Origin of the sequence: Vibrio sp. CK2-1, from assembly GCF_021726515.1 — a bacterium.
In the GTDB taxonomy this organism is placed as follows: Bacteria; Pseudomonadota; Gammaproteobacteria; order Enterobacterales; family Vibrionaceae; genus Vibrio.
The window spans coordinates 640072-661214 of record NZ_JAKKCJ010000001.1 but is presented as its reverse complement, the minus strand read 5'-3'; the positions used below and the strand labels follow the sequence as shown (position 1 = coordinate 661214).

The following is a 21143-nucleotide window of genomic DNA, read 5'->3' as shown; positions in this document are numbered from 1 at the left end:
ATGGAAAACTTTTTTGAATTTATGCTGGGCTTATTAAAAGAGCCAGCAATCATGGTCGGTTTAATTGCTTTTATTGGTTTGGTTGCTCAGAAGGCTGATGTTTCAACAGTTCTTAAGGGTACAATAAAAACCGTAATGGGCTTCCTGATTTTAGGGTTTGGTGCTGGAGCATTAGTTGGCGCTTTAAATAACTTTTCAGTCGTATTTACAGAAGCATTTGGTGTCAGTGGTGTCATTCCCAATAACGAAGCTATTGTTGCTATAGCACAAGAAGCTTTTGGGTATGAGATGGCATTGATCATGTTTTTCTCTTTCATCGTCAATATTCTCCTCGCTAGATTCACACCGTTAAAATATATTTTCTTAACGGGTCACCATACTATGTTTATGTCTATGCTAGTTGCGGTGATTTTATCTACCGCTGGTATCACTGGAACATTGCTGGTAGCCATAGGTTCAATTCTTGTTGGTACGCTGATGGTGATCATGCCGGCACTTGCTCAAAAATATACAGAAAAAGTAATGGGAACCGACCAACTAGCAATCGGGCACTTCTCTACTTTCTCTTACTTAATATCTGGCTTTATTGGTAGTAAATTTGGTGATACTTCTAGAACGACTGAGGACATGAATGTACCAAAGAGCTTGATGTTCTTACGTGACACTCCAGTTGCAGTAGCCGTAACAATGGCTATTTTCTTCTTGTTTGCCTCTCTTTTTGCCGGTGGGGATTTTGTTGAAACAGTATCTGGCGGTCAAAATTGGGTAGTATTTACTTTTATTCAATCGCTTACTTTTGCAGGTGGTGTATACATTGTTCTGCAAGGCGTGAAGATGTTGATTGCGGAAATTGTTCCTGCATTTAAAGGGATCTCTGACAAGTTAGTTCCTGGTGCAAAACCTGCGCTTGATTGCCCAATGGTATTCCCAATGGCACCTAATGCTGTATTAATTGGTTTTTTATCATCATTTGCAGCCGGCATTGTCGCTATGGGTATACAAGGCATGTTTGATTGGACAATTATTGTAGCGGGTGTGGTTCCTCACTTCTTTGTTGGTGGTGCTGCCGGAGTATATGGTAATGCAACAGGCGGTTTACGAGGTGCGATTTTAGGTTCCTTTACACAAGGATTATGTATTTCTTTCTTACCAATGCTTCTACTACCTGTATTAGGAAACATCGGCCTAGAAGCCACTACTTTTGCAGATTTTGACTTTGGTGTTGTTGGTTTAATTCTTGGGTGGATTGTGTCATGAGCTTATTAAGTTTAATTGGCGATAATATCATTATCTCAAATGAAGAAAACTTGAGCGTCAATGCTGCACTTAATATCACTTGTCGCAAGCTTCTTGAGCAAGGAAGTATTGAAGCAACATACCTAGAGGCTATTAAGCAAAAGCATCAGGAAATTGGCGCTTATTATGTATTGGCACCTAAAATTGCGATGCCACATGCTAGGCCAGAAGATGGTGTAAATGAAGCGTCTCTTCAGGTAACGGTATTTAAAAATGGTGCTGATTTTGAATCCGAGGACAATGGGCTGGTTTACTTTGCTGTAACACTAGCGGCAATGGATTCCGATAGCCACATACAAACGATAATGGCACTGTCAGAGCTATTTCAAAATGGCAATGACATTGACGCTATCATTTCAGCTAAGACGGTAGAGGAAATTACTGAGATCTTGAAAAAATACTAATGCTTAGGTTGATAAAGTCTTTCCATATATTAAGAGTACTTGACTCCCCCGAAGAGCATAATTAAGTAGTAGTAGCAAAAAACGCAAGCCTAGAGATGAATTTTTCACTCTAGGCTTGAGTTTATTCGAACTATTTACACTGTAAAATCAGCGCTTAGATTGACGTTGTTCTGCTTTCTTCTGAAGCTTTAATTGACGCTTTTGCTCCATCAGTTTTACCGCATCACCGCCAACATGTTCTTCACCGCGTTGCTTTGCTAATTGAACTTGTTTCTCACGTTCGCGGAAGCGTTCGATTTGCTCATCAGAATGCGTACCAAAACATTTAGGGCAGCTTACGCCTTGTTCAAACTTCTCACTTTGTTTGTCTTCATCGGTGATCGGTAAACGACAAGCATTACAAAGCTCATATTCACTTTTTTCTAATTGATGGTTTACGGCTACTCGACCGTCAAATACATAGCAATCCCCTTTCCATAAGCTGTCTTCTTCAGGGACTTCTTCTAAGTATTTCAGAATGCCGCCTTCAAGGTGATAAACCTCATCAAAGCCTTGTTCTTTTAAGTAAGCAGTCGACTTTTCACAACGAATGCCACCAGTACAAAACATCGCGACTTTCTTATGCTTTTCCGGATCGAGGTTTTCTTTTACATAATCTGGAAATTCTCGGAACGTCTCAGTATTAGGGTTAACCGCTCGTTCAAAAGTGCCAAGTTCGATTTCATAATCATTACGCGTATCCACCACAAAAACTTCTGGATCGGCGATTAAGTTATTCCAATCTTGCGGCTTAACGTAGGTTCCAACGACTTGTTTAGGATCGATCCCTTCTACGCCCATGGTGACGATTTCTTTCTTCAATTTCACTTTAGAACGATTGAAAGGCATCTCTTGGTGATAGGACTCTTTGTAGTTAATGTCAGCTAAGCGATCGTCTTGACCAAACCACGCCAGCAAAGCATCAATCCCCTCACGCGAGGCTGCCACCGTGCCATTAATCCCTTCATGAGCCAGTAATAACGTACCGCGAATGGCATGCTTTTCCATCAATTCTAGTAATGGTGATTGCAGCGATTGATGGTTCTTGAGCTCGACAAATTTATACAGAGCACAGACAACAAATTGACTCATGGAATTCCTTACATAACAAAACAGATACAATTTGGCGTCATTGTACTTGAGAAAGATCTCGACAAATACTTACAGTTTATAAGTCTATTAGGCAATTTTAGCCACTTAAGTAAATTTGCCGTCATAAGTTGTTATAAACTCGTTAATTAACCTCATGCGCTATCGTAATTATTTATAAATGAACTAGAGTTAATCCGTACACCGCATTAAAAGAAAATGAATTTCTTATTTCCATTTCACTAAGGAGTGAATATGACTAAAACAAATTGGTTGAAACCATTCGCCATTGCCTCTTTTTTCGCACTAGCTCTTGCTGCTTGTGATAACAACTCAGCCGATAATGCAGAAGAAAATGTTGATACTGCCGTCGAACAAACCCAACAAATGGCTGACGATGCAGGACAACAAATGGATGAAATGGCAACTGATGTACAAGAGTCAGCATCTGAAGCTTCTGATCAAATGGGTGAGCAACTAGACCAAGCAGGCGATGCAATGTCTGATCAAGCTGATGCAGCAGCCGATAAAGTTGATGAAATGAGCAATGACATGTCAGATCATGCCGATAACGCTCAAGATTCAATGGATGATATGGCAACCGACGCTGGTAACGCGATTGAAGATAAATGTGAAGACATCAAAGAAGGCGTTAACGCTGAAGATACGGATTGTTAATCACTCTCAAGTGAACGTATTGTTCTTTTAAATTCCCCCCTAGGGATAAAAAAAGCCACTGTATGCTGCATTTAGCATCAGTGGCTTTTTTATTACATAAATATTCGTTAATGCAATGTGGTATTTAAAATAAAAATGACATTAAATGATATCAAAAGGATCTAATCCTGTTACTTAAAGGTAAAAGTCATACAAAATTTCAATAAATATGCTGTTATTGCTGGATTATTATCCAAAATATAAATATCGTAGTTGTAACTAATTATTACAAACATTGAAGGTACGATGCTAAGAAGACAAAGTTATTCATTTATTTTATTTATGACCCTCATACTTAGTGGATGCTCTTCTATGGCACATTACGGAAAAAGCAGGGCCTTTACACCAGAAAAACCAAACGACCTAAAACACTTCCACGTAGAAAGTGCTACTGGCTGGATATCGCCCAGAGATAATGATTTACAAGTAACCTATAACCTTTCTACTAAGACTCAACTTGATATAAAAACAGTTAAAGGCAGCCATTTTTGTGAAAATCTAAAAGAATCAATATTAACAGCTATTGATTCAACTAGTGATGATGGATGGAATATTAGCTTCACATACAACTTATATTCACCATCTAATGATTTTATAAAATCTTGTTCAATTAACCATATTACGAATAAACCTTATAGATAACTTTGAGTGAACTATGAAAAAATTACTTTTATTAATATTAATACCTTTACTTCCATCTTGTGCGGCATTTAAACCCCAAGAGCATTATGTAATATTGTCCAATAGTATTTTATTACAGCCTTTAGGTATTAATGCAACTGTATCTAACGATTTTGCATACATAGGAACTGATACATATAGTAAATACTTAAAATATAGTAATACTTCGGGTGGAACAACAAATAAATTTAAAGTGTCATTTTATCTTGATAAAAAACATAACAGACTTATATACATTCAAAGTAAACATTTAAATTCTGGCTATTTTACTCCTAAATCTCATTTATTAAAAAACTCTAAATACGAACAATCAAGCTTCGTTGTTGATAATAAACGTTTCTTTAGACTTGAGAGTGATAAAGTTTACCTCACAGCGGATGAGCATGATTATAACTTAGTAGCCCCTCATGATAGTAAAGGCATATTTCAAGCAAGATTATGCGAGGACTCCGTAGCCTTCACCGAAGGTACACAAACTCTTATGACTATGGGGGTTGTATTTCAATGTAACTCAAAGGCTAATTTTGATGACCTAATTCATCTTAAGAAAGTCACCTTATAACGGATGATAGTCATCGGTTACACTCGTATCCGATGACTTTTGATATTGATTATGATTTATAAAAGCTCATCTAGATTCATCCTCACCAACATCAACCCTGCTCTTAAGCCCGGTCTTACTTTAGGATTAGGAAACAGCACCCACTCTGTCGGCTGTTGCACTCGATAGGTTGTTTCACCATCGACAGCTAATACTTCGCCTTGCTCAAAAGCGGTAAAGTTTTTTACATCGTCACTGAAGTTCATTGCAAAGTTTTCAGATAACTTAGTCAGTTGCTGGGAAACTTGGTATACCTTTAACTTCACGTTGGTTGGTGATGATTGCGGTAAACCTTGGTTCACCAACAGTCTTAAGCCGTTATTAATACCTGCAAATTGTGATAGGTCGTTTTGCCCAAAAGGTTTGGCTTTTCCCAACTCTAAAGTACAGCTATCTGCCCCACAGTATTCACTTGAATAATAAGAGAATGTGGCGCTCGGCGCTTGGTTTAATACGATGGCTTCTACACCTGAGCACGACAACCAATCACACACTTGTCGGCTATATTGAGCACTCTCTTTATATGGCAGTAATGCAAAGCGTACATGATGCGACTCTCGAATCGCAGTGTGCAAATCAAAGTGAAGCTTGCGACCTTTAGCTGGTTCAAAAAACTGCGTAGTTAACGCTTCAAGCTGCGACGCTCTTAAGGTTTCAGCGCACGATGGGTAGTTTTGATAGTGTTGGCTAAATAAGCGATTCAAATCAATATCATTGTAACGCTCGCCATTACGCATTGCCTCTGGGTTGCCCAACATCAGCATCAGTTTTACATTGAGTTTTAGCCTACCATTAAGCAAATCATCCACTAGCTGATCGAGCAATTCTATCGGTGCGGTTTCATTACCATGCACGCCAGCAGACAACAAAACATGCTCTCGCTGGCTCACTTCTCCCTCGTTTGGTTCAATCACCATGACGCCATGATCAAGCCAGTGCCAATTAATCTCCCCTACCGTTCCACTGGTAATAGGAGGCGCTTGCTGTTTTAAAGTACTTGCCAGAAAGTTATCCATAACACTCACACCTTTTTGTTACTGCTGAAATGGATAAATACTGCCTAGTGCGAGAATTTTCGTCAGCTCATCTAATGCCTGACGGTTTTCATTCAGCAATTGAGGATCGGCCAAATCAGTTTCGAGTAGTCGGTCTCGATAAAAACGATCGACCCAAGTATTTAAGCTACTAAACAGATCATCATTCATTAGCACTTGTGGCGTCACCGCTTGCAGTTCTGCTTCGGTTAACACTACCCTTTGGCGCAAACATGCTGGCCCACCACCATTGCGCATGCTTTCTCGTAAATCGAACACTTTCACTTCATCAATGGGTCCGTTCGAACTCAATAATTCCGTGAGGTAATTCCACACATTAGTGCTTTGGCGAGACTCTTCCGGCACCACCAGCATCATCTTGCCGTTGGGTTTTGTTAATAACTGGCTATTAAAAAGGTAGGTACTGACGGCATCTTGTACCGATACTTGCTCTGTCGGCACTTCAATCGAAATAAAGTCGGTTTGTTGTAATGAAAGTTTTTGTCTAATTTCATCAAAAGCCGCGGCTTGATTTAAGAACGCTTGATCATGATGAAATAGTACGTTGCCATTACTCACAGAAATTACATCATTATGAAAAACGCCTTGGTCGATAACTTCTGGGTTTTGCTGCACAAATACCGTTTGTTGTTCAGATAAACCATGTAATCGCGCGACGGCTTGGCTGGCTTCTAAGGTTTGCCTTGCCGGGTAACGAGTTGGCTCAACTTGCCCACCGTAGGCTTGTCTACCATAAACAAAGACCTCAACACCTTTCGCACCGTATTCACTACATAAGCGGTTATGGTTGGCGGCACCTTCATCGCCCATTATCGATTGTTGCGGCAAAGCATCGTGATGAGCAAAGTATTGATCGTTATTAAACATGGCTCGAAGCGTGGCACTCGTCGTATCCGCTTCAATAGCACGGTGGAATTTATTATTGAGATTAGCGACGGTAAAATGTGCTCGACCATCCGATGTATCTGCCGAAGGCGACATAGTAGCAGCATTGGCTGTCCACATTGAAGATGCTGAACTTACTGCCGACAACAATTTCGGCGCTTGTTTAGCAACACTGGCAAGCACTTGTTCATCGGTTCCGCTAAAACCCAGCTGTCTTAACGTCGGAATATGCGGACGCTCTTGCGGCGGTAACACGCCTTGCTTAAAGCCCATATCACTCAGGGCTTTCATTTTCAGCAAGCCTTGTTTGGCTGCCAACTTAGGGTTAGATACGGCATTTTGATTGCTGGTTGACGCCACATTACCAAATGACAAACCTGCATAATGGTGAGTTAGCCCCACTAGACCATCAAAATTGACTTCATACGCTTTCATATCGACATCCTTACTCAAACCTTAAGCCGGGAGATAATTGCTCAGGTAACGCAATGCTGTCACTTTCAAGTGATGCCATTGGCCACGCACAATAATCCGCTGCATAATAAGCACTAGGACGATGATTTCCCGATGCTCCCGTGCCACCAAATGGCGCAGCACTTGAAGCGCCAGTTAACGGCTTGTTCCAATTGACAATACCAGCCCGCGATTCAATCAATAATTGCTCGTAATGATCTCGGTTTGGTGAAATTAATCCCATCGATAAACCGTAGCGTGTGTTATTGGCAATTTGCAGCGCTTGGTCAAAATCTTGATAACGAATAATCGTCAGTAGTGGGCCGAAGTGCTCTTCATCAGCAATACCCTCAACACCGGTAATTTCCATGATCCCCGGAGTCAACAACGCCGCTTGGTCATCCACTTGCGTCATTTCTAGTAGCGAGGTGGCACCTTTATCTAGTAGATCTTGTTGAGCCGCGAGTAATTGTTTCGCCGCGTGCAGAGAAATCACACTACCCATAAACGGCGCAGGATCAGCATTCCACTCACCAACGCCAATGTCTTTACTTACTTCAACTAAGCGCTTAATAAAGGCATCCCCTTGCGCGCCTTCTTTCACCAGTAAGCGACGTGCACAGGTACAACGTTGACCCGCTGAAATAAAGGCCGATTGAATCGTTAAATGCACCGCGGCATCCATATCTTCAATGTCTTCAACAATCAGCGCATTGTTACCACCCATTTCGAGTGCTAACACTTTCTCTGGTTGACCGGCCAATTGGCGATGTAAGTGATAGCCGGTATTTGCACTACCAGTAAACAATAATCCGTCAGTACCGCTATGTGAGGCTAGAGCTTCGCCAGTCGTTCTACCGCCTTGTACCAGGTTAATGACACCATCAGGCAAGCCCGCTTTTACCCACAGTTTTAGGGCTTCTTCGGCCGTCCAAGGCGTCAATTCACTAGGCTTAAACACAATGGTATTGCCAGCCAATAACGCAGGAACAATGTGTCCATTGGGTAAATGCCCCGGAAAGTTATAAGGACCAAATACCGCGAGTACACCATGTGGACGATGGCGTAGTACTGCTTGTCCGTCTGGCATATCCGTCGATTTTTCACCGGTTCTTTCATGGTAGGCTTTCAGTGAAATGGCTACTTTGCCGACCATCGCGCCGACTTCAGTTAAGGTTTCCCAATATGGCTTGCCGGTTTCTTGTGAGATCACTTCTGCCAAATGTTGTTTGTTTTCAGCCAGTAATTGAGAAAAGGTTTCTAATAACTCAATACGCTTCTCAAGTGGCGTTCTCGCCCAACTAGGGAAAGCGGTTCGCGCGGCATTAATCGCCTTATCTACATCCTCGGCTGTCGCTTCTTGACCTTGCCAAATCACCGTATTATTCGCAGGATTGGTTTTATCAAATGACTGACCTGTTGCATTACACCACTGGCCATTAATGAATAGATTTGGATGAGACATTACGAATTCTCCTTTGGAAATAAAGTGACAGCGCGGATCACATCGCCCGCTTTTACGCCTAATGCTTCGGCGGCATGAGGGGGAATACAAATAGCTTGGTCTTCAAATGACACTTGGCCTAATACCGCTCGGTAATTTAAGAAATCTTGATTGGCGAGTAAGTAAACGGGGCTATCTTGCGATATCGCGGGAGATTCAATAGAAGGAGATTGAATAGAAACTGGCCACAGCTCACTGTCTCTGACTGCTCGAATATCTTCAATTCTCGCTTCTAAGGTTGGGCCCGCATCGAAGATATCGACACAACCTTCATATTTCATCCCTTCACTATTTAATATAGCGGCTGCTGGTTCAGTTTGAGGATGGACTTTGCCAATGACCTCTTTCGCTTCTTGGGTTAAGAACTCAACGTACATCGGGTGTTTCGGCATAAGTTCTGCAATAAAGGCTTTTTTACCCATGCCAGATAAATGATCGGCTTCGGCAAAATCCATACTGAAAAAATGACGACCTAGGCTTTCCCAAAATGGTGAGCGTCCTTCCTCATCAGAATAGCCACGCATTTCAGCGATTAATTTGTCGGAAAAACGGTCTTGGAAACTCGCCATAAACAGAAAGCGAGCTTTAGATAATAGATAGCCGTTTTGGCTATGACGATAGTCAGGATCTAAGAAAAGTGTACACAGTTCACTGTAACCGGTGTGGTCATTACTGAGGAAAAGCGTTGGCATGCTTCGATAAACACCCAACTTTTTAGAGGCATGTACCGTCGTGCCTACTCGGTAGTTATACCAAGGTTCATCTAGGCCAATGGCCACTTCAATGCCACTCACCCCCACGACCTTGTTCAATTCGGTATCTTCTAGAACAAACAGGTAGCCTTGCTCTTCAAGCTGAGCGTGTTGATGCCAGGTGTTAAGCATGCGTTCAATTCGTTGCTCTACTCGCTCTTCATTTTGTGGGAGTGAAGTAAAACCAACTCCCGTTTTACTGGCAAGCTCTACAATTGCGGCTCGGTCTTCCAATCTGACCGGTCGAATTATCATCATATTAATATCCTTTTACTGCCAAAATTCCATTTAAAAATACAATTATTCTATTGGTTGTCATTCCTACTTTTAGTCTCTCTACGCTCGAACGCTTAATTAGTCACAAATGTCGCATAAAGAATCAAAATACAAAATATACTATCTACAAAATCCTTATTTGCAGAATTTTAAACATATTTATAACATCTTTTATAAACAGAAGAACTAGCAAAACATGATCGAAAACACAGATCAAAACTTTATATTTTTAGGAATTAAAGAGAGAAAGCACGAATGCAGAAAGGTAAAGTAGATATTAATTTACAATAAATGAATAAGATTTCGTTTGATGGGATTTAAAGCCAAGCCTAGTAGAAAGCTTGCCTTATATTGAGCATCACTTTGCGAAAAATAAAGCAAACAAAGCCCGATAAACAAGGCAAGTTACACCATGCTATGCACCAAAGCGTGTCGCTTCAAAACGATTTAAAAACTTATGCAGGAAAAAGCACACCATTAAAGTGATCACAATCGCCACGCCGATACTACTCATTCGATATAAAGCGCTAAATATCAAATCACCATTAGGGCTTAAATACTGGCCAAATAAGATCCCTAGAGTGGTCATTGCGCCAAAACCGGCACCAGATCCACTCGCCTCTTTGACATGAGCCTGGCTAAAAATCATCAAACCAATCCAAAGAAGTGGCACCACGAAGATCAGCATGTTTGACCAATCATATAAAATTACTTGCACTGCGATACCAAAAGTCACACCAAGAATAGTGCCTATCGCCCGCTTGCGCGCATAACCTAACATTCCATCCCAATTCATCGGGAACAACAGCAATAAGCTGGTCGCCTGAGCTGACATTGAATCTTGTAAATCGAGTACCTGAAAAACAATAAAGGACAAGGTTGCCATGATGGATCCTAGTAAGGCTTCATGACGCATGCGATTAGCATTTTTCTCAACCGCAGGTCTTGCAGCTCTAGGTTCGACATCAGGCCACAAATACATCATTAAATAGGCAATCATTAATGAGGTACAAGACGAAACAATATTATCTGAAATCAGTACCTCGATATTAGTGCTCGGAAAACTAGCAAAGTGCAGCATGATACTTAGGTTGATGACCCCGGTCGCGCCAAATAAAAATAAGCTACCTTTGCTCATTGCCATAAAGCGGTAAAGAAACATCAAAAAAGCCATCAGCGTCATCATGGCTGGGCGATCACCAAGCATGCCTGCGATCAATCCAACTTCAACGGCTGAAACACAAGCAGAAGCCAAAACCTGACGCACCACATGCATATTAACTTGCGGAATCAGACCTAATAATAAGATCGGCGTAACGGTATAAAACACCCCGTTTTGCCAACCGAATATTTTACAGATCAAAAAACCTAATGTTGCGCCCGTGGCGATACGCAAACACTGCCTAACATCATTGGCGTTTAATGGATGGTGGCGAAGTAACAACATACTCACCCGCCCTTAGTAAATGTAGTGCAATAAACTAATGAATTTGATTTGTGCCTTAGCTAATAAAGCAAAGAAACCATTATCAGGAATCAATTGAACCGTGGAACGAGCCCCTGCGGCAGCGGGAAAGTCCAATGGATTTACCAGTTTCAAATGCAAACGTAAACGCTGTGCATCTCGCACCCAGCGGTCTGAAGACGTCGGAGTGGCTAACTGACCATTCGCATCAAACTGACCTGAACTTACCCCAGCATCAATGCTTTCCACTATGGCATCAAATAACTGCCCCGGACGGCCATCAAAAGCCACAACCGCATGGTCACCTTGATGGGTGTAGGCAATGTTCTTTTCACGGAAATCGGCAATGACATCCACATTCTGTGACACCAAAGCTAATGCAGGACTACCGGCACTTTTAAAACTGCCTTCCTGTAAATGTAAGTTAGTGACTAGGCCATCTTTCTCCGCTGTTACTCGGGTATAAGAAAGATTTAATTCCGCTTGTTTTAGGTGATTTTGAGCCTGACGAATACTTAAATTATCTTCACCACCAAGTCCACGGCTGACTTTGATTTTTTCAAGCTCAGCTCTTGCTGCAAGCAAATTAGCGCGTGCCGAGCGTGCACTACTAACCGCCTGATCTCGTTCTTGCTGCGACACACCGTGATTTTTCAATAAATTCACCATGCGGTTCGCTTCGCGGTTTCTCTGCTCACTAATGCTTTCTGCGGCATGAACATTCGCTTTCGCTGCCTCAAGTGCTGCATCTAATTCTTGGTTATTTTGTTTGGCTTGCTCTAGTGATAAGCGCGCTTCATCGACTGCCAACTGAAAAGGCGAAGCATCGATTTCAAATAGCACATCACCTTTTTTTACTGTCTGATTATTATGGACATGTACATTCTCTATGCGCCCACTGACTTGAGGGGCAACTTTGATAATCGATCTCGTCGCCATAGACTCAGTGGTCACTGGCATTTTTAAATCGGCAACTAAGAAATAAATGAATATGAAGGCAAAGCCAAACATGGCGATACGCACAAGTCGTGCAAATTGTTGATCTGGGGACATAACTCTCTCTAATTTGTTAAATATTTTACTCTCGGACTTTTAGCTGCTCTAACGCATTACGGCTTATATGCTCAACCACAAATTCAAATTCTTGCAATTGCTGCTCTGATAACCCTGATAATACTTTTTTACGGACATCGAAAATTCTAGTCTCCATCTGCTTCAAGATGGTTTCCCCTTCCTTAGTCAAACAGACTAAACGGGCTCGCTTATCATTTGGGCACGTCTTACGAATAATCAGTTGCTGTTGCTCTAATTGGTTAAGCGTTCGCATCAATGAGGCCAGTTCTATTTCTAACCCTTCGGCTAAACATTTTTGACTAATGCAATCACCGAGTTGACGCAACTTCCATAAAGCACTCCACCTAGGGTGAGTCAGGCCTAGAGGACTTAATTCAGCATCAGCAACCATTCGCCATAAACGAGTTAAACGACCTAATCGCTCTGCAAGAGGTAAGTTTTGAAGATGTTGTGTTTCAGAAGAATTCATAGCATCCATACCTAGTAAGATAAAAGCAGCCAATTTAGTTAGCAGGCTAACTATTTAAGGATTGATATTATAAATAGTTAGCAAGCAAAGTAAACAGGCAACACAAATAAAACAAACAAGCTATTAACAAGCATTTAAATTATAAGGCTTGATTTATTGACATATCTCACACTTTGTTACACTTTGTATTGAGTTGTTTTTATATTGTGATCTTTATCTATACAGGGAGTTTCTATGAAGTTTTTCTCGCTGCTGTTCATCTTGATTGGTCTATGCCTTGCAATTGGTGGTGTATGGCTGGTGTCATTAGGTGGCAGTTTCTATTATTTATTCGCAGGGCTTGCATTGCTTGCTTCTGGCGTGTGTGTTTGGCAACAAAAGCGCACGGCTTCTCACTATATTTACGCAATTTTTCTACTATTCACTACCTTATGGGCGCTATTAGAATCGGGGATTGATTGGTGGCCCTTAGCTACGCGCATGGGTTTACCATTATTACTGGCGATTCCATTATTGGTCACATTTAAGAAAGCAAACCGCCCTTCAACACTTTCTCTTTTGGTTATTTGGGCTGTCAGTAGTGTGATTACTCTAGGTTCAATTTTTAACACCACACACGATATTGAAGGCAATTTATCCACTGAGATTGTAAGTTCCAATCCAGACATGGGCGGGATAAGCGATGATGCGTGGACAAGCTATGGCCGCAGTAATTATGGACAGCGCTATTCTCCTCTAGAACAAATCACTCCCGACAACGTTGCTCAACTTGAACCTGCATGGCAAATCCAAACTGGAGATGTAAAAGGCCCCAATGACATAGGTGAGACCACTTATCAAGCGACGCCACTTAAAGTGGGTAATACGCTTTATCTCTGTACGCCGCATAACTGGCTTGTCGCATTAGATGCCGATACGGGCAAGAAACAATGGATTTTTGATGCCAAAGTACCTGCTGAAAGTCAGCGTCAACATCAAACCTGTCGCGGCGTGTCTTACCTACCAGCAGAAGATCCATCGGAAAGTATGACGATAGCGGCACAAGAACCAAATATGAGTACTCAGGATCTACCAAGTACTCAATGTGATGCCCAGTTATTCTTACCAACCTCAGATGCACGATTGATTGCCATCGACCCTAAAACTGGTGCTCGTTGTAGTAACTTTGCGAAAGATGGCGTACTCGATCTCATGGCGAACATGCCATATAAACAAGATGGCTATTACTACTCAACCTCCCCTCCTATAGTGACTAACGGTGTGGTCGTAGTTGCGGGCGCAGTCAATGATAACTATGACATCAACTCACCATCTGGAGTGATCCGCGCATACGATGATAAAACCGGTAAGCTAATTTGGAACTGGGATTCCGCCAACCCAGATGACACTGCACCAATTGGTGAAGGTGAAACGTATTCAGTCAGCTCACCAAATAGTTGGTCGGTCGCCAGTGCCGATGAAAAGCTTGGCTTAATTTATTTCCCAATGGGGAACCGTACTCCGGATCAACTCGGCATGTATCGCAATGAGAATGAAGAAAAATATTCAAGCTCTGTGGTTGCACTGGATGCCAAAACCGGACAAGCCAAATGGGTACAACAATTTGTTCACCATGACTTATGGGATATGGATACCCCTGCCCAACCAAGCTTAATCGACCTCAACACTAAAGATGGTGTACAGCCTGGTTTGGTAGTTCCAACCAAGCAAGGTGATGTGTATGTATTAAACCGAGCCACTGGTGAACCGATTCAACCAATCACTGAAAGACCTGCTCCACAAGGTGCAATGGAAGGTGATTTCACATCGAAGACTCAACCTGTTTCAGCGCTTAGTTTTAATCCACCCGCATTGACCGAGTCAAACATGTGGGGCGCCACCTTAATTGACCAGATGATTTGTCGAATTCAATTCAAATCATTGCGTTATGAAGGTCGTTACACGCCACCATCAGAACAAGGTACCATTGTTTACCCAGGTAACTTTGGGGTATTCAACTGGGGCGGCATTGCAGTAGACCCTAAGCGTCAAGTAATGTTTGGTATGCCACTTAACCTCGCTTTCGTTTCTACCGTAGTCGATAAAAAAGCGGCTGGTTTCTCAGAAGAAGGCAGCAATACAGGTGAACATGGCGTTAATGCTAACCATGGAGCACCGTATGCCGTAGAACTAAAACCATTCTTATCTCCACTAGGTGTACCTTGTCAGCAGCCACCGTGGGGCTATGTTGCCGGTGCAAATTTGGTAACAGGCAAAACCGCATGGCAGCACAAAAATGGAACCATCTATGATATGACCCCGCTACCGCTTCCAATCAAAATGGGCGTACCGGGAATTGGCGGACCAATCATTACTGGTGGTGGCGTCGCGTTCTTAGGCGCATCGGTTGATAATTACCTTCGAGCCTACGATCTCACATCTGGTGAAGAACTATGGAAAGGCCGACTCCCTGCGGGTGGACAAGCAACACCAATGACTTACCTAAATAGTAAAGGTGAACAAATGGTCGTGATTGTTGCGGGTGGACACGGCTCAATCGGAACAAAACCGGGGGATTATGTGCTTGCTTATAAATTAGCAAATTAAGTTTGACTGCACCCCCTAGTAAACTAACTATTAAGCAGCCTTGGGGTTGCTTAATTTTTATCTATACGATGCAACTTCAGGCTTTAGAACTCATTCAATAAACTAGAACTAATTAAAAAATCAGGTACATTTGTACTGTCTCTATGATTAAAGGAAGTAATCAACCGTGCAGGAACATTCATTTACACTGCTTTATAAGCCACTCGACCCCAAGCAAACTCCAAAAAAGATCTGGCGGCGGTTCGCCTGGATGTGGCCCTGCTTACTTTTCATTACGGCACTTGCTGGCTACTTCCTATATCAAAATTACACTCATAAGCTAGAAGAACAGATACTACGTGGAGAGAGTAGTTTCATCACAACTACCTCACAGTTGCTGCAAAAAGAAATTCAGCAGCAGATGATGATCTTGCAAATGACCTCAAAATCAAAAGTTCTGTCACACTACTTTATGTCGACAACAGAAGCTGAACGAGAGGAGAACCGCCAGCAAGTTGAAGCTTTATTCATCAATCTTTCTAATACCTTCCAAAGCCATGATCAGATCAGGCTAATAAGCCTAAATGGCCAAGAACTGGCCAAGACTTTATACAACTCAAAATTTGAACAAAGTATTGCTTCTAATGATTTACAAGATTTGTCGAATGCACATTATTTCAAAGCAGTTCAGACGCTCCAACCTAATGAAGCCTACATATCTAAAATGGAACTCAGCTTATACAAAGGCAAATTAGAAAAGCCTTATAAACCTATTTTAAGGTTTGCTAGCCCAGTACTTGATGATAGCGGAAATAAAGTTGGCATATTAATGATCAACTACCTCGCACAAGACTTTCTCAACAGTTTTAGCAACCGTTCTAAAAGCGATATTACTAGCCATGCGATGCTCGCTGATAACCAAGGTTTTTGGTTAAACCATTACAATCCTCAATTAGAATGGGGACGAGACCTCAATCAATTAGAAAAAAACATAAAAACCAAACATCCGCAAGCGTGGCAACAAATTCAAAACCACAGTTCAGGCTCACTCCATACTGATGCGGGATTATTTCGTTTCCAATCCATCGAACCATTTGATTTTGAAGATATTCATTTCTTCCCTGCGGTTAAACGATTAACAATAACCCCAGAATCCATCAATAACACCCATTGGAAACTCATATTATTCATTCCGAATGACTTAATACATAAATCATCCTTCTTTTATCAACCTTTAGGAGTGGGGTTGATTGTCAGTGCTTTGATTCTTATATCGGTACTTTTATATTTATTAATTAACTTATACGAACAAAAACGTTATCAACGTGAGTACAATAAAAGAGCAAATTTAGAGCTAACCGATCTCTATGAAAATGCCCCATGTGGCTATAATACGCTTGATAAGCAGGGTTATATCAAGCGAGTCAATAACACACTATCTCAATGGCTTGGCTATAAAAAACTAGAGTTGTTAAACCAGCATTTCAGTGATTTCTTATCTGATGACAGTAAATTACTGTTTAATCACTTGATTGAAGATTTGAATACTAAAGAGCAAGTAGAAGGCGTCACTTTAGAGTTAATCTGCAAAGATGGCCGTAGTTTCCACGTGTCTTTATCCGCAAGTGGTATTAAAGATCGCAATCGCTTGGTCGTCGCAAGAACCACCGTATTTAATATTTCTGACCGCGTGAAACTGGAAAAGAGACTGGAGAAAATTGCTAATACTGATTCTCTTACCGGCATTCATAATCGCCGTTACTTTTTCGAACAAGCGGAAAACTTTTTCCCACCCCATACATCAGAAGCCCACATGCTATCTGCATTAATGTTTGATATTGATTACTTTAAAAATATTAATGACACGTATGGCCATAAAACAGGTGATCTTGTACTGCAAAGTTTTACTCAAGCTATACAAGAACATACTGAGGAAGGGGACATTTTCGCAAGAATGGGCGGAGAAGAGTTTGCCATTTTATGCCACTTAGACTCACCGCAAGCAACCGTCGATAAAGCTGAAAAATTACGTCAAGTTATTGAAGAACTCACTATCAAAATCAACGATAACACGAGTATTTCCATCACCGTTTCAATTGGCTGTTGCCATCAGCGGGCCGATACAAGTGACATTGACCAGCTCATGCATCAAGCCGATACCGCGCTGTATCAAGCAAAGATTGCAGGTAGAAATCAAGTTGCTTTGCACCAATAAAACAAAAAACCATTGTACCCATTCAGGTGTCAACAATCTGAATGGGTACAACGGCATTAAGGTCTATCAATCACTCAAAATTTATTGAAAAAATAACGGTCCACATAAACAAACTTCACGCTATCTAACTGAGAAAGAGTCAGAGTTTCATGCTGTTTACGTTCCGCTTCCGTTAACTTTTCAAATGCTCGGTCATAGTTATTTTTTGCTTTATCATACGTCGAACCCATACGATCTTGCCCTGCAAAGCTTAAATATAAGCTGAGATACTCTAAGCCTAACCTTTCATCAATAAACTCATCATAACCTTCAGCAGAATGTCCTAATAGGATATTTCCCATCGATGCTAGAGACAATAAATCACCTTGTTGTAATAATTTCACTCGCCATTGATAAGCGGTTTTATAATCACCATCAAGCTCATAATTTTTGATCAACTGTCTATAGGCAGGAATGTAGCCTTTATTCGCCGCTTTGATTAACCACTCATTCATCTCTTCAAAACGATTCGATTGAAAGAAATAAAAGCCCTCACCTTTTTGCAAATTAAGCGCTTGTTCATACATAGCTAATGGTTGTTCAGCCTTTAAAGCTTGTTCAAAATATTCTTCGGCTTTTTCTTCATCACCATGGTCTTGGTTATAAAATTGATAAAGATAAAAATCAGCATCACTCGGTTCGGTTTTTGCCAACTCTAATAACGATTCTAAATAACCTTGTTTCCATTCAGCCTGTTCAGCACGACTCAATAACTCTGGTTGGTTATAAAGCTCAAACATTGCAGATCGATTACCACTTTGGGCTGCTTCTAGTAAATATTGAACCGCCACAGGTTGATAGCGTGATGATGGGTGATAAGTTAATAAACTAATGGCATACAAATACTGGGCATTCACATTCCCCTCTTCTGCTGCATATTGTAGATAGCCTCTTGCTTCTTTATCTTTAAACTGAGCTCTCAGTAACTCACCTTTTTCAAACGCCGCCTTTGGTGTCAGTTGATCAATATCGAATGGCTGCTGAGCAACCACACCGAAAGAGCACAAGATTGAAAGTAGAATGCTGGCACCTAATCTAACCGATATTAACACTTGAACCTCCAATAATAACGCCACCACAATCGACAGCATCCCCAACTCTCGCGGCAGGTTTCCCATCAATCATAACAGTAGAAGAACCGCCTTTTATCATCCTAGGATGTGTTGGGTTTTTAGGTTTATCGTGTGGTGCAAGTGGGTCCCCTTGTCTCGCCACCGCTTTACCATCAATTTTGACGGTTGGTGATCCTGCAATAATTGGGGTCGCAGGAAAACCATCATGATCAGAGCCTAAATCTCCGATTAACGCTGCATTTGGCATATTATTTCCCTTTAATTAGATAGCTGATTTATCGCACACCTCAGCGAGGTATTGAACAATGATTATTTCGCCAACGGACACGGCTTCACCGTACTCACACCTGCGGTTTCCGCGGCTATAAAAGATCTTGCTGCAATTGGGAGTGGTGGCTGCGGAGGAGCAACCGGTTCAATGCCTTTAGGAAGCATGGCTGATTGAGCGCTGTATTTCGAAGCAAAGCCTGCACTACCTCCAGAGTTGATATTCACGCTTGCGCCAACTAAATGAACGCCTGCTGCATCCACTTTTACAAAGCTGCCACCGACTTTTAAAGTCACCTCTGATCCAGCCTCAACAACTAGCTTACCACCACTGGTTAAGCTCACTTCTTTTCCCGCTTCCATAACATGAATGGAGCCGACTTTTTGTTGTATCGATCCTACAACCTCTTGAGACAAATCACCTTTTACATAAGTTGCGCTTTCACCTTCTACCGTCAAATTGTGATTGTTTTTGATCTGAGTGAATTGGTCATTTTCAACCGTTAAATGTTGGTCATTGTTCACATCGGTGATGTGGTCGTTAAGCGTTTCGGATTTAAAGTCTTTCTGCGCATGAACATAGATTTGCTCCGAGCCAGATTGGTCTTCAAAGCTGATTTCGTTAAAACCTTCACCCTGGTGAGATTCACTGCGCCATACGGTTTTGGTTTTGTTATCGGGTAGTGTGTAAGGCGGTAGGTTTTGGGCGTTAAAGGCGCGACCTGTCACAATCGGTTGGTCTGGGTCGCCGTTTAAGAATGAGACAATCACTTCATGGCCGATGCGTGGAATGGCGATTTGTCCGTATTGACTACCCGCCCAGCCTTGAGAAACTTGCACCCAACATGAACTATGCTCATCACCGTTGGAATATCTATCCCACGGAAAATGCAGTTTTACCCGACCATATTCATCGCAGAAGATTTCTTCACCTTTTGGGCCGACAACGTAAGCGGTCATTGGGCCATCGATTTGTGGCCGAGTCATTTGCGGCATACGCCATGTTTTCTCCGCGGGTATCGCTTCAAATTGATTGGCGTAAGTCGTGGGTTTACCGCCTGCGGATTCTTCTAACGCTTGCGGTTGCTCGCCTTGATGAGTACTCGCAATCACTAGCCACTTTTTATTAAAGCTGTCATCGGTGTGTTCGCTTAATTTGAACTTCGCGCCGGTTTGTAGCTGTGGCTCATTACTTTTGCCTTTGGCGGTGTGAGCATATCGGCGCAGGCTATCTAGACGCAGTTGGTTGAACTCTTTACCAATTGCGTCATCTTTAAAACGCCCCGGCGCGTCAAAGTGTTGATAAGTGTCACGCTGGTAGTCTATGCCACTCGCGACCGCTTGTTGGCTAAAGCTGTACTGCGGTTTTTTAAAGCTACTATCACTGCTGTGCGTTTCACTGACTTCAAACTGAGTGGTCGTGCTGAATTCTTTTATATATGGCGTTGAGCTGATACCGCTTGCCATGACGTTATAAGGGACAGGAGAGTCTAGCGAGCTAATGACTTGAGAATCATCGGTGAACAGTACGCTGTGTTTACCTTTAGACTGCTCGATGTGATAGACCATGCCTTCTTCGGCGGCGAGACGGTTTATGAACTCAAGGTCTGTTTCACGATATTGCATGCAAAACTCACGCTGTTTTGGCGTGCGAGTTAGCGCAAAGGCAAAGTTTTGAATATCCATCTCTTTAAATAAGGTGGCGATGATATCCGGCGCAGAAATGGATTGGAAAATACAGCTGTTATGACGCAAGGATAAACGCTCAATTTCAGGTACTAGGGTTAGGGAATAAAAGGTGTGGTGATGACCGGTTTCGCCTTGAGTAAAATTGCGAACAATGCCGTTGATGCGTTGCACTATTTCGCCATCGCGATGCATTACAAGCTCGGCGCTTTTATCGACCATGTCTAAAGCGGTTAAATCGGGACGGCGACTGGCAAGCTCAATTTGATAACGAAAACCATGACACCACGTATCATCAGTTTGTTGAACCGAAGAAAAGTTATCTTGTCCTTGATAGCTTCTCACCACTAACGATTCGTCACTGACGCCATCGACGCGAATACTAAATTGCAGCGTAGCCATGCCCTATCCTTTTAATGTTTAACGCTTTACCGGTTTGCTTTGTTCGCGAACAATCGAGTCACACCCAAAGCAAACAGGTAAATATTGAGACGGTAAATAAACAGAAAAAGCTTGGCAGAAAGCTGCCAAGCTAAAT

Annotated in this window: 18 protein-coding genes; 7 read left to right on the top strand and 11 right to left on the bottom strand. The window is 42.0% G+C overall.

The window, feature by feature from the left end; all coding sequences use genetic code 11:
• Positions 1 to 1257, top strand: coding sequence for a PTS ascorbate transporter subunit IIC (locus L3V25_RS02865; protein WP_237293987.1), 1257 nt, complete (start codon positions 1 to 3; stop codon positions 1255 to 1257).
• The gene (locus L3V25_RS02860; protein ID WP_237293986.1) at positions 1254 to 1700 is read left to right on the top strand and encodes a PTS sugar transporter subunit IIA; all 447 of its coding nucleotides are present in this window, start codon (positions 1254 to 1256) and stop codon (positions 1698 to 1700) included. Before L3V25_RS02865 ends, L3V25_RS02860 begins: the two co-directional genes overlap by 4 nt.
• A 147-nt stretch (positions 1701 to 1847) precedes the next feature.
• Here the strand turns inward: L3V25_RS02860 and L3V25_RS02855 are convergent, their stop codons facing one another.
• Positions 1848 to 2831 carry a rhodanese-related sulfurtransferase gene (locus tag L3V25_RS02855; RefSeq protein ID WP_237293985.1) on the bottom strand — a complete coding sequence of 328 codons (984 nt, stop codon included), beginning with the start codon at positions 2829 to 2831 and terminating at the stop codon, positions 1848 to 1850.
• Positions 2832 to 3083: 252 nt separating this feature from the next.
• Here L3V25_RS02855 and L3V25_RS02850 point away from each other — a divergent pair, with 252 nt between their 5' ends.
• The 3 genes from L3V25_RS02850 to L3V25_RS02840 all read left to right on the top strand — a co-directional run bounded on the left by L3V25_RS02850 (position 3084) and on the right by L3V25_RS02840 (position 4788).
• Positions 3084 to 3506 carry a hypothetical protein gene (locus L3V25_RS02850; protein WP_237293984.1) on the top strand — a complete coding sequence of 141 codons (423 nt, stop codon included), beginning with the start codon at positions 3084 to 3086 and terminating at the stop codon, positions 3504 to 3506.
• A gap of 351 nt (positions 3507 to 3857) precedes the next feature.
• Positions 3858 to 4187: a hypothetical protein gene (locus tag L3V25_RS02845; RefSeq protein WP_237293983.1), complete on the top strand. Its 330-nt coding sequence runs from the start codon at positions 3858 to 3860 to the stop codon at positions 4185 to 4187.
• Positions 4188 to 4200: 13 nt separating this feature from the next.
• Positions 4201 to 4788: a hypothetical protein gene (locus L3V25_RS02840; RefSeq protein ID WP_237293982.1), complete on the top strand. Its 588-nt coding sequence runs from the start codon at positions 4201 to 4203 to the stop codon at positions 4786 to 4788.
• A 56-nt stretch (positions 4789 to 4844) separates the two neighbouring features.
• Here the strand turns inward: L3V25_RS02840 and astE are convergent, their stop codons facing one another.
• From astE to slyA, 7 genes are all read right to left on the bottom strand, one after another.
• A complete protein-coding gene (gene astE, locus L3V25_RS02835) occupies positions 4845 to 5843 on the bottom strand; it encodes a succinylglutamate desuccinylase (RefSeq protein ID WP_237293981.1) in 999 nt (332 codons plus the stop codon).
• 18 nt (positions 5844 to 5861) lie between these two features.
• Positions 5862 to 7202: an N-succinylarginine dihydrolase gene (gene astB / locus L3V25_RS02830; protein ID WP_237293980.1), complete on the bottom strand. Its 1341-nt coding sequence runs from the start codon at positions 7200 to 7202 to the stop codon at positions 5862 to 5864.
• A gap of 10 nt (positions 7203 to 7212) precedes the next feature.
• Entirely contained in the window at positions 7213 to 8685 is a 1473-nt protein-coding gene (gene astD / locus L3V25_RS02825) for a succinylglutamate-semialdehyde dehydrogenase (RefSeq protein WP_237293979.1), read from the bottom strand.
• Complete coding sequence (gene astA / locus L3V25_RS02820; RefSeq protein ID WP_237293978.1) at positions 8685 to 9734, bottom strand: arginine N-succinyltransferase; 1050 nt, start codon at positions 9732 to 9734, stop codon at positions 8685 to 8687. The genes astD and astA overlap by 1 nt, the downstream gene beginning before the upstream one ends.
• 433 nt (positions 9735 to 10167) lie before the next feature.
• Positions 10168 to 11196 carry a DUF2955 domain-containing protein gene (locus L3V25_RS02815; protein WP_237294335.1) on the bottom strand — a complete coding sequence of 343 codons (1029 nt, stop codon included), beginning with the start codon at positions 11194 to 11196 and terminating at the stop codon, positions 10168 to 10170.
• Positions 11197 to 11211: 15 nt separating this feature from the next.
• Positions 11212 to 12270 (bottom strand): HlyD family secretion protein, encoded by a 1059-nt coding sequence (locus tag L3V25_RS02810; RefSeq protein ID WP_237293977.1) that lies wholly within the window; start codon positions 12268 to 12270, stop codon positions 11212 to 11214.
• Between the two features lie 25 nt (positions 12271 to 12295).
• Entirely contained in the window at positions 12296 to 12760 is a 465-nt protein-coding gene (gene slyA, locus L3V25_RS02805) for a transcriptional regulator SlyA (protein ID WP_237293976.1), read from the bottom strand.
• A gap of 234 nt (positions 12761 to 12994) precedes the next feature.
• Here slyA and L3V25_RS02800 point away from each other — a divergent pair, with 234 nt between their 5' ends.
• Both L3V25_RS02800 and L3V25_RS02795 read left to right on the top strand, forming a co-directional pair.
• Positions 12995 to 15346, top strand: a complete 2352-nt coding sequence (locus tag L3V25_RS02800) for a glucose/quinate/shikimate family membrane-bound PQQ-dependent dehydrogenase (protein WP_237293975.1) — start codon at positions 12995 to 12997, stop codon at positions 15344 to 15346.
• A 250-nt stretch (positions 15347 to 15596) separates the two neighbouring features.
• Entirely contained in the window at positions 15597 to 17540 is a 1944-nt protein-coding gene (locus L3V25_RS02795) for a diguanylate cyclase (RefSeq protein WP_237293974.1), read from the top strand.
• Between the two features lie 74 nt (positions 17541 to 17614).
• Here the strand turns inward: L3V25_RS02795 and L3V25_RS02790 are convergent, their stop codons facing one another.
• The 3 genes from L3V25_RS02790 to tssI all read right to left on the bottom strand — a co-directional run bounded on the left by L3V25_RS02790 (position 17615) and on the right by tssI (position 21007).
• Positions 17615 to 18631, bottom strand: a complete 1017-nt coding sequence (locus tag L3V25_RS02790) for a hypothetical protein (RefSeq protein ID WP_237293973.1) — start codon at positions 18629 to 18631, stop codon at positions 17615 to 17617.
• The gene (locus L3V25_RS02785; protein WP_237293972.1) at positions 18615 to 18899 is read right to left on the bottom strand and encodes a type VI secretion system PAAR protein; all 285 of its coding nucleotides are present in this window, start codon (positions 18897 to 18899) and stop codon (positions 18615 to 18617) included. The genes L3V25_RS02790 and L3V25_RS02785 overlap by 17 nt, the downstream gene beginning before the upstream one ends.
• Positions 18900 to 18961: 62 nt before the next feature.
• On the bottom strand, positions 18962 to 21007 hold the full coding sequence (gene tssI, locus L3V25_RS02780; RefSeq protein ID WP_237293971.1) for a type VI secretion system tip protein TssI/VgrG: 2046 nt from the start codon (positions 21005 to 21007) through the stop codon (positions 18962 to 18964).
• Positions 21008 to 21143: the final 136 nt, after the last annotated feature.

What these genes read in the sequence shown, in the direction of transcription:
- L3V25_RS02865 (WP_237293987.1), top strand. Translation starts at nt 1, where the DNA reads ATGGAAAACTTTTTTGAATTTATGCTGGGCTTATTAAAAGAGCCAGCA.
- L3V25_RS02860 (WP_237293986.1), top strand. Translation starts at nt 1,254, where the DNA reads ATGAGCTTATTAAGTTTAATTGGCGATAATATCATTATCTCAAATGAA.
- L3V25_RS02855 (WP_237293985.1), bottom strand. Translation starts at nt 2,831, where the DNA reads ATGAGTCAATTTGTTGTCTGTGCTCTGTATAAATTTGTCGAGCTCAAG.
- L3V25_RS02850 (WP_237293984.1), top strand. Translation starts at nt 3,084, where the DNA reads ATGACTAAAACAAATTGGTTGAAACCATTCGCCATTGCCTCTTTTTTC.
- L3V25_RS02845 (WP_237293983.1), top strand. Translation starts at nt 3,858, where the DNA reads ATGGCACATTACGGAAAAAGCAGGGCCTTTACACCAGAAAAACCAAAC.
- L3V25_RS02840 (WP_237293982.1), top strand. Translation starts at nt 4,201, where the DNA reads ATGAAAAAATTACTTTTATTAATATTAATACCTTTACTTCCATCTTGT.
- astE (WP_237293981.1), bottom strand. Translation starts at nt 5,843, where the DNA reads ATGGATAACTTTCTGGCAAGTACTTTAAAACAGCAAGCGCCTCCTATT.
- astB (WP_237293980.1), bottom strand. Translation starts at nt 7,202, where the DNA reads ATGAAAGCGTATGAAGTCAATTTTGATGGTCTAGTGGGGCTAACTCAC.
- astD (WP_237293979.1), bottom strand. Translation starts at nt 8,685, where the DNA reads ATGTCTCATCCAAATCTATTCATTAATGGCCAGTGGTGTAATGCAACA.
- astA (WP_237293978.1), bottom strand. Translation starts at nt 9,734, where the DNA reads ATGATGATAATTCGACCGGTCAGATTGGAAGACCGAGCCGCAATTGTA.
- L3V25_RS02810 (WP_237293977.1), bottom strand. Translation starts at nt 12,270, where the DNA reads ATGTCCCCAGATCAACAATTTGCACGACTTGTGCGTATCGCCATGTTT.
- slyA (WP_237293976.1), bottom strand. Translation starts at nt 12,760, where the DNA reads ATGAATTCTTCTGAAACACAACATCTTCAAAACTTACCTCTTGCAGAG.
- L3V25_RS02800 (WP_237293975.1), top strand. Translation starts at nt 12,995, where the DNA reads ATGAAGTTTTTCTCGCTGCTGTTCATCTTGATTGGTCTATGCCTTGCA.
- L3V25_RS02795 (WP_237293974.1), top strand. Translation starts at nt 15,597, where the DNA reads ATGTGGCCCTGCTTACTTTTCATTACGGCACTTGCTGGCTACTTCCTA.
- L3V25_RS02785 (WP_237293972.1), bottom strand. Translation starts at nt 18,899, where the DNA reads ATGCCAAATGCAGCGTTAATCGGAGATTTAGGCTCTGATCATGATGGT.
- tssI (WP_237293971.1), bottom strand. Translation starts at nt 21,007, where the DNA reads ATGGCTACGCTGCAATTTAGTATTCGCGTCGATGGCGTCAGTGACGAA.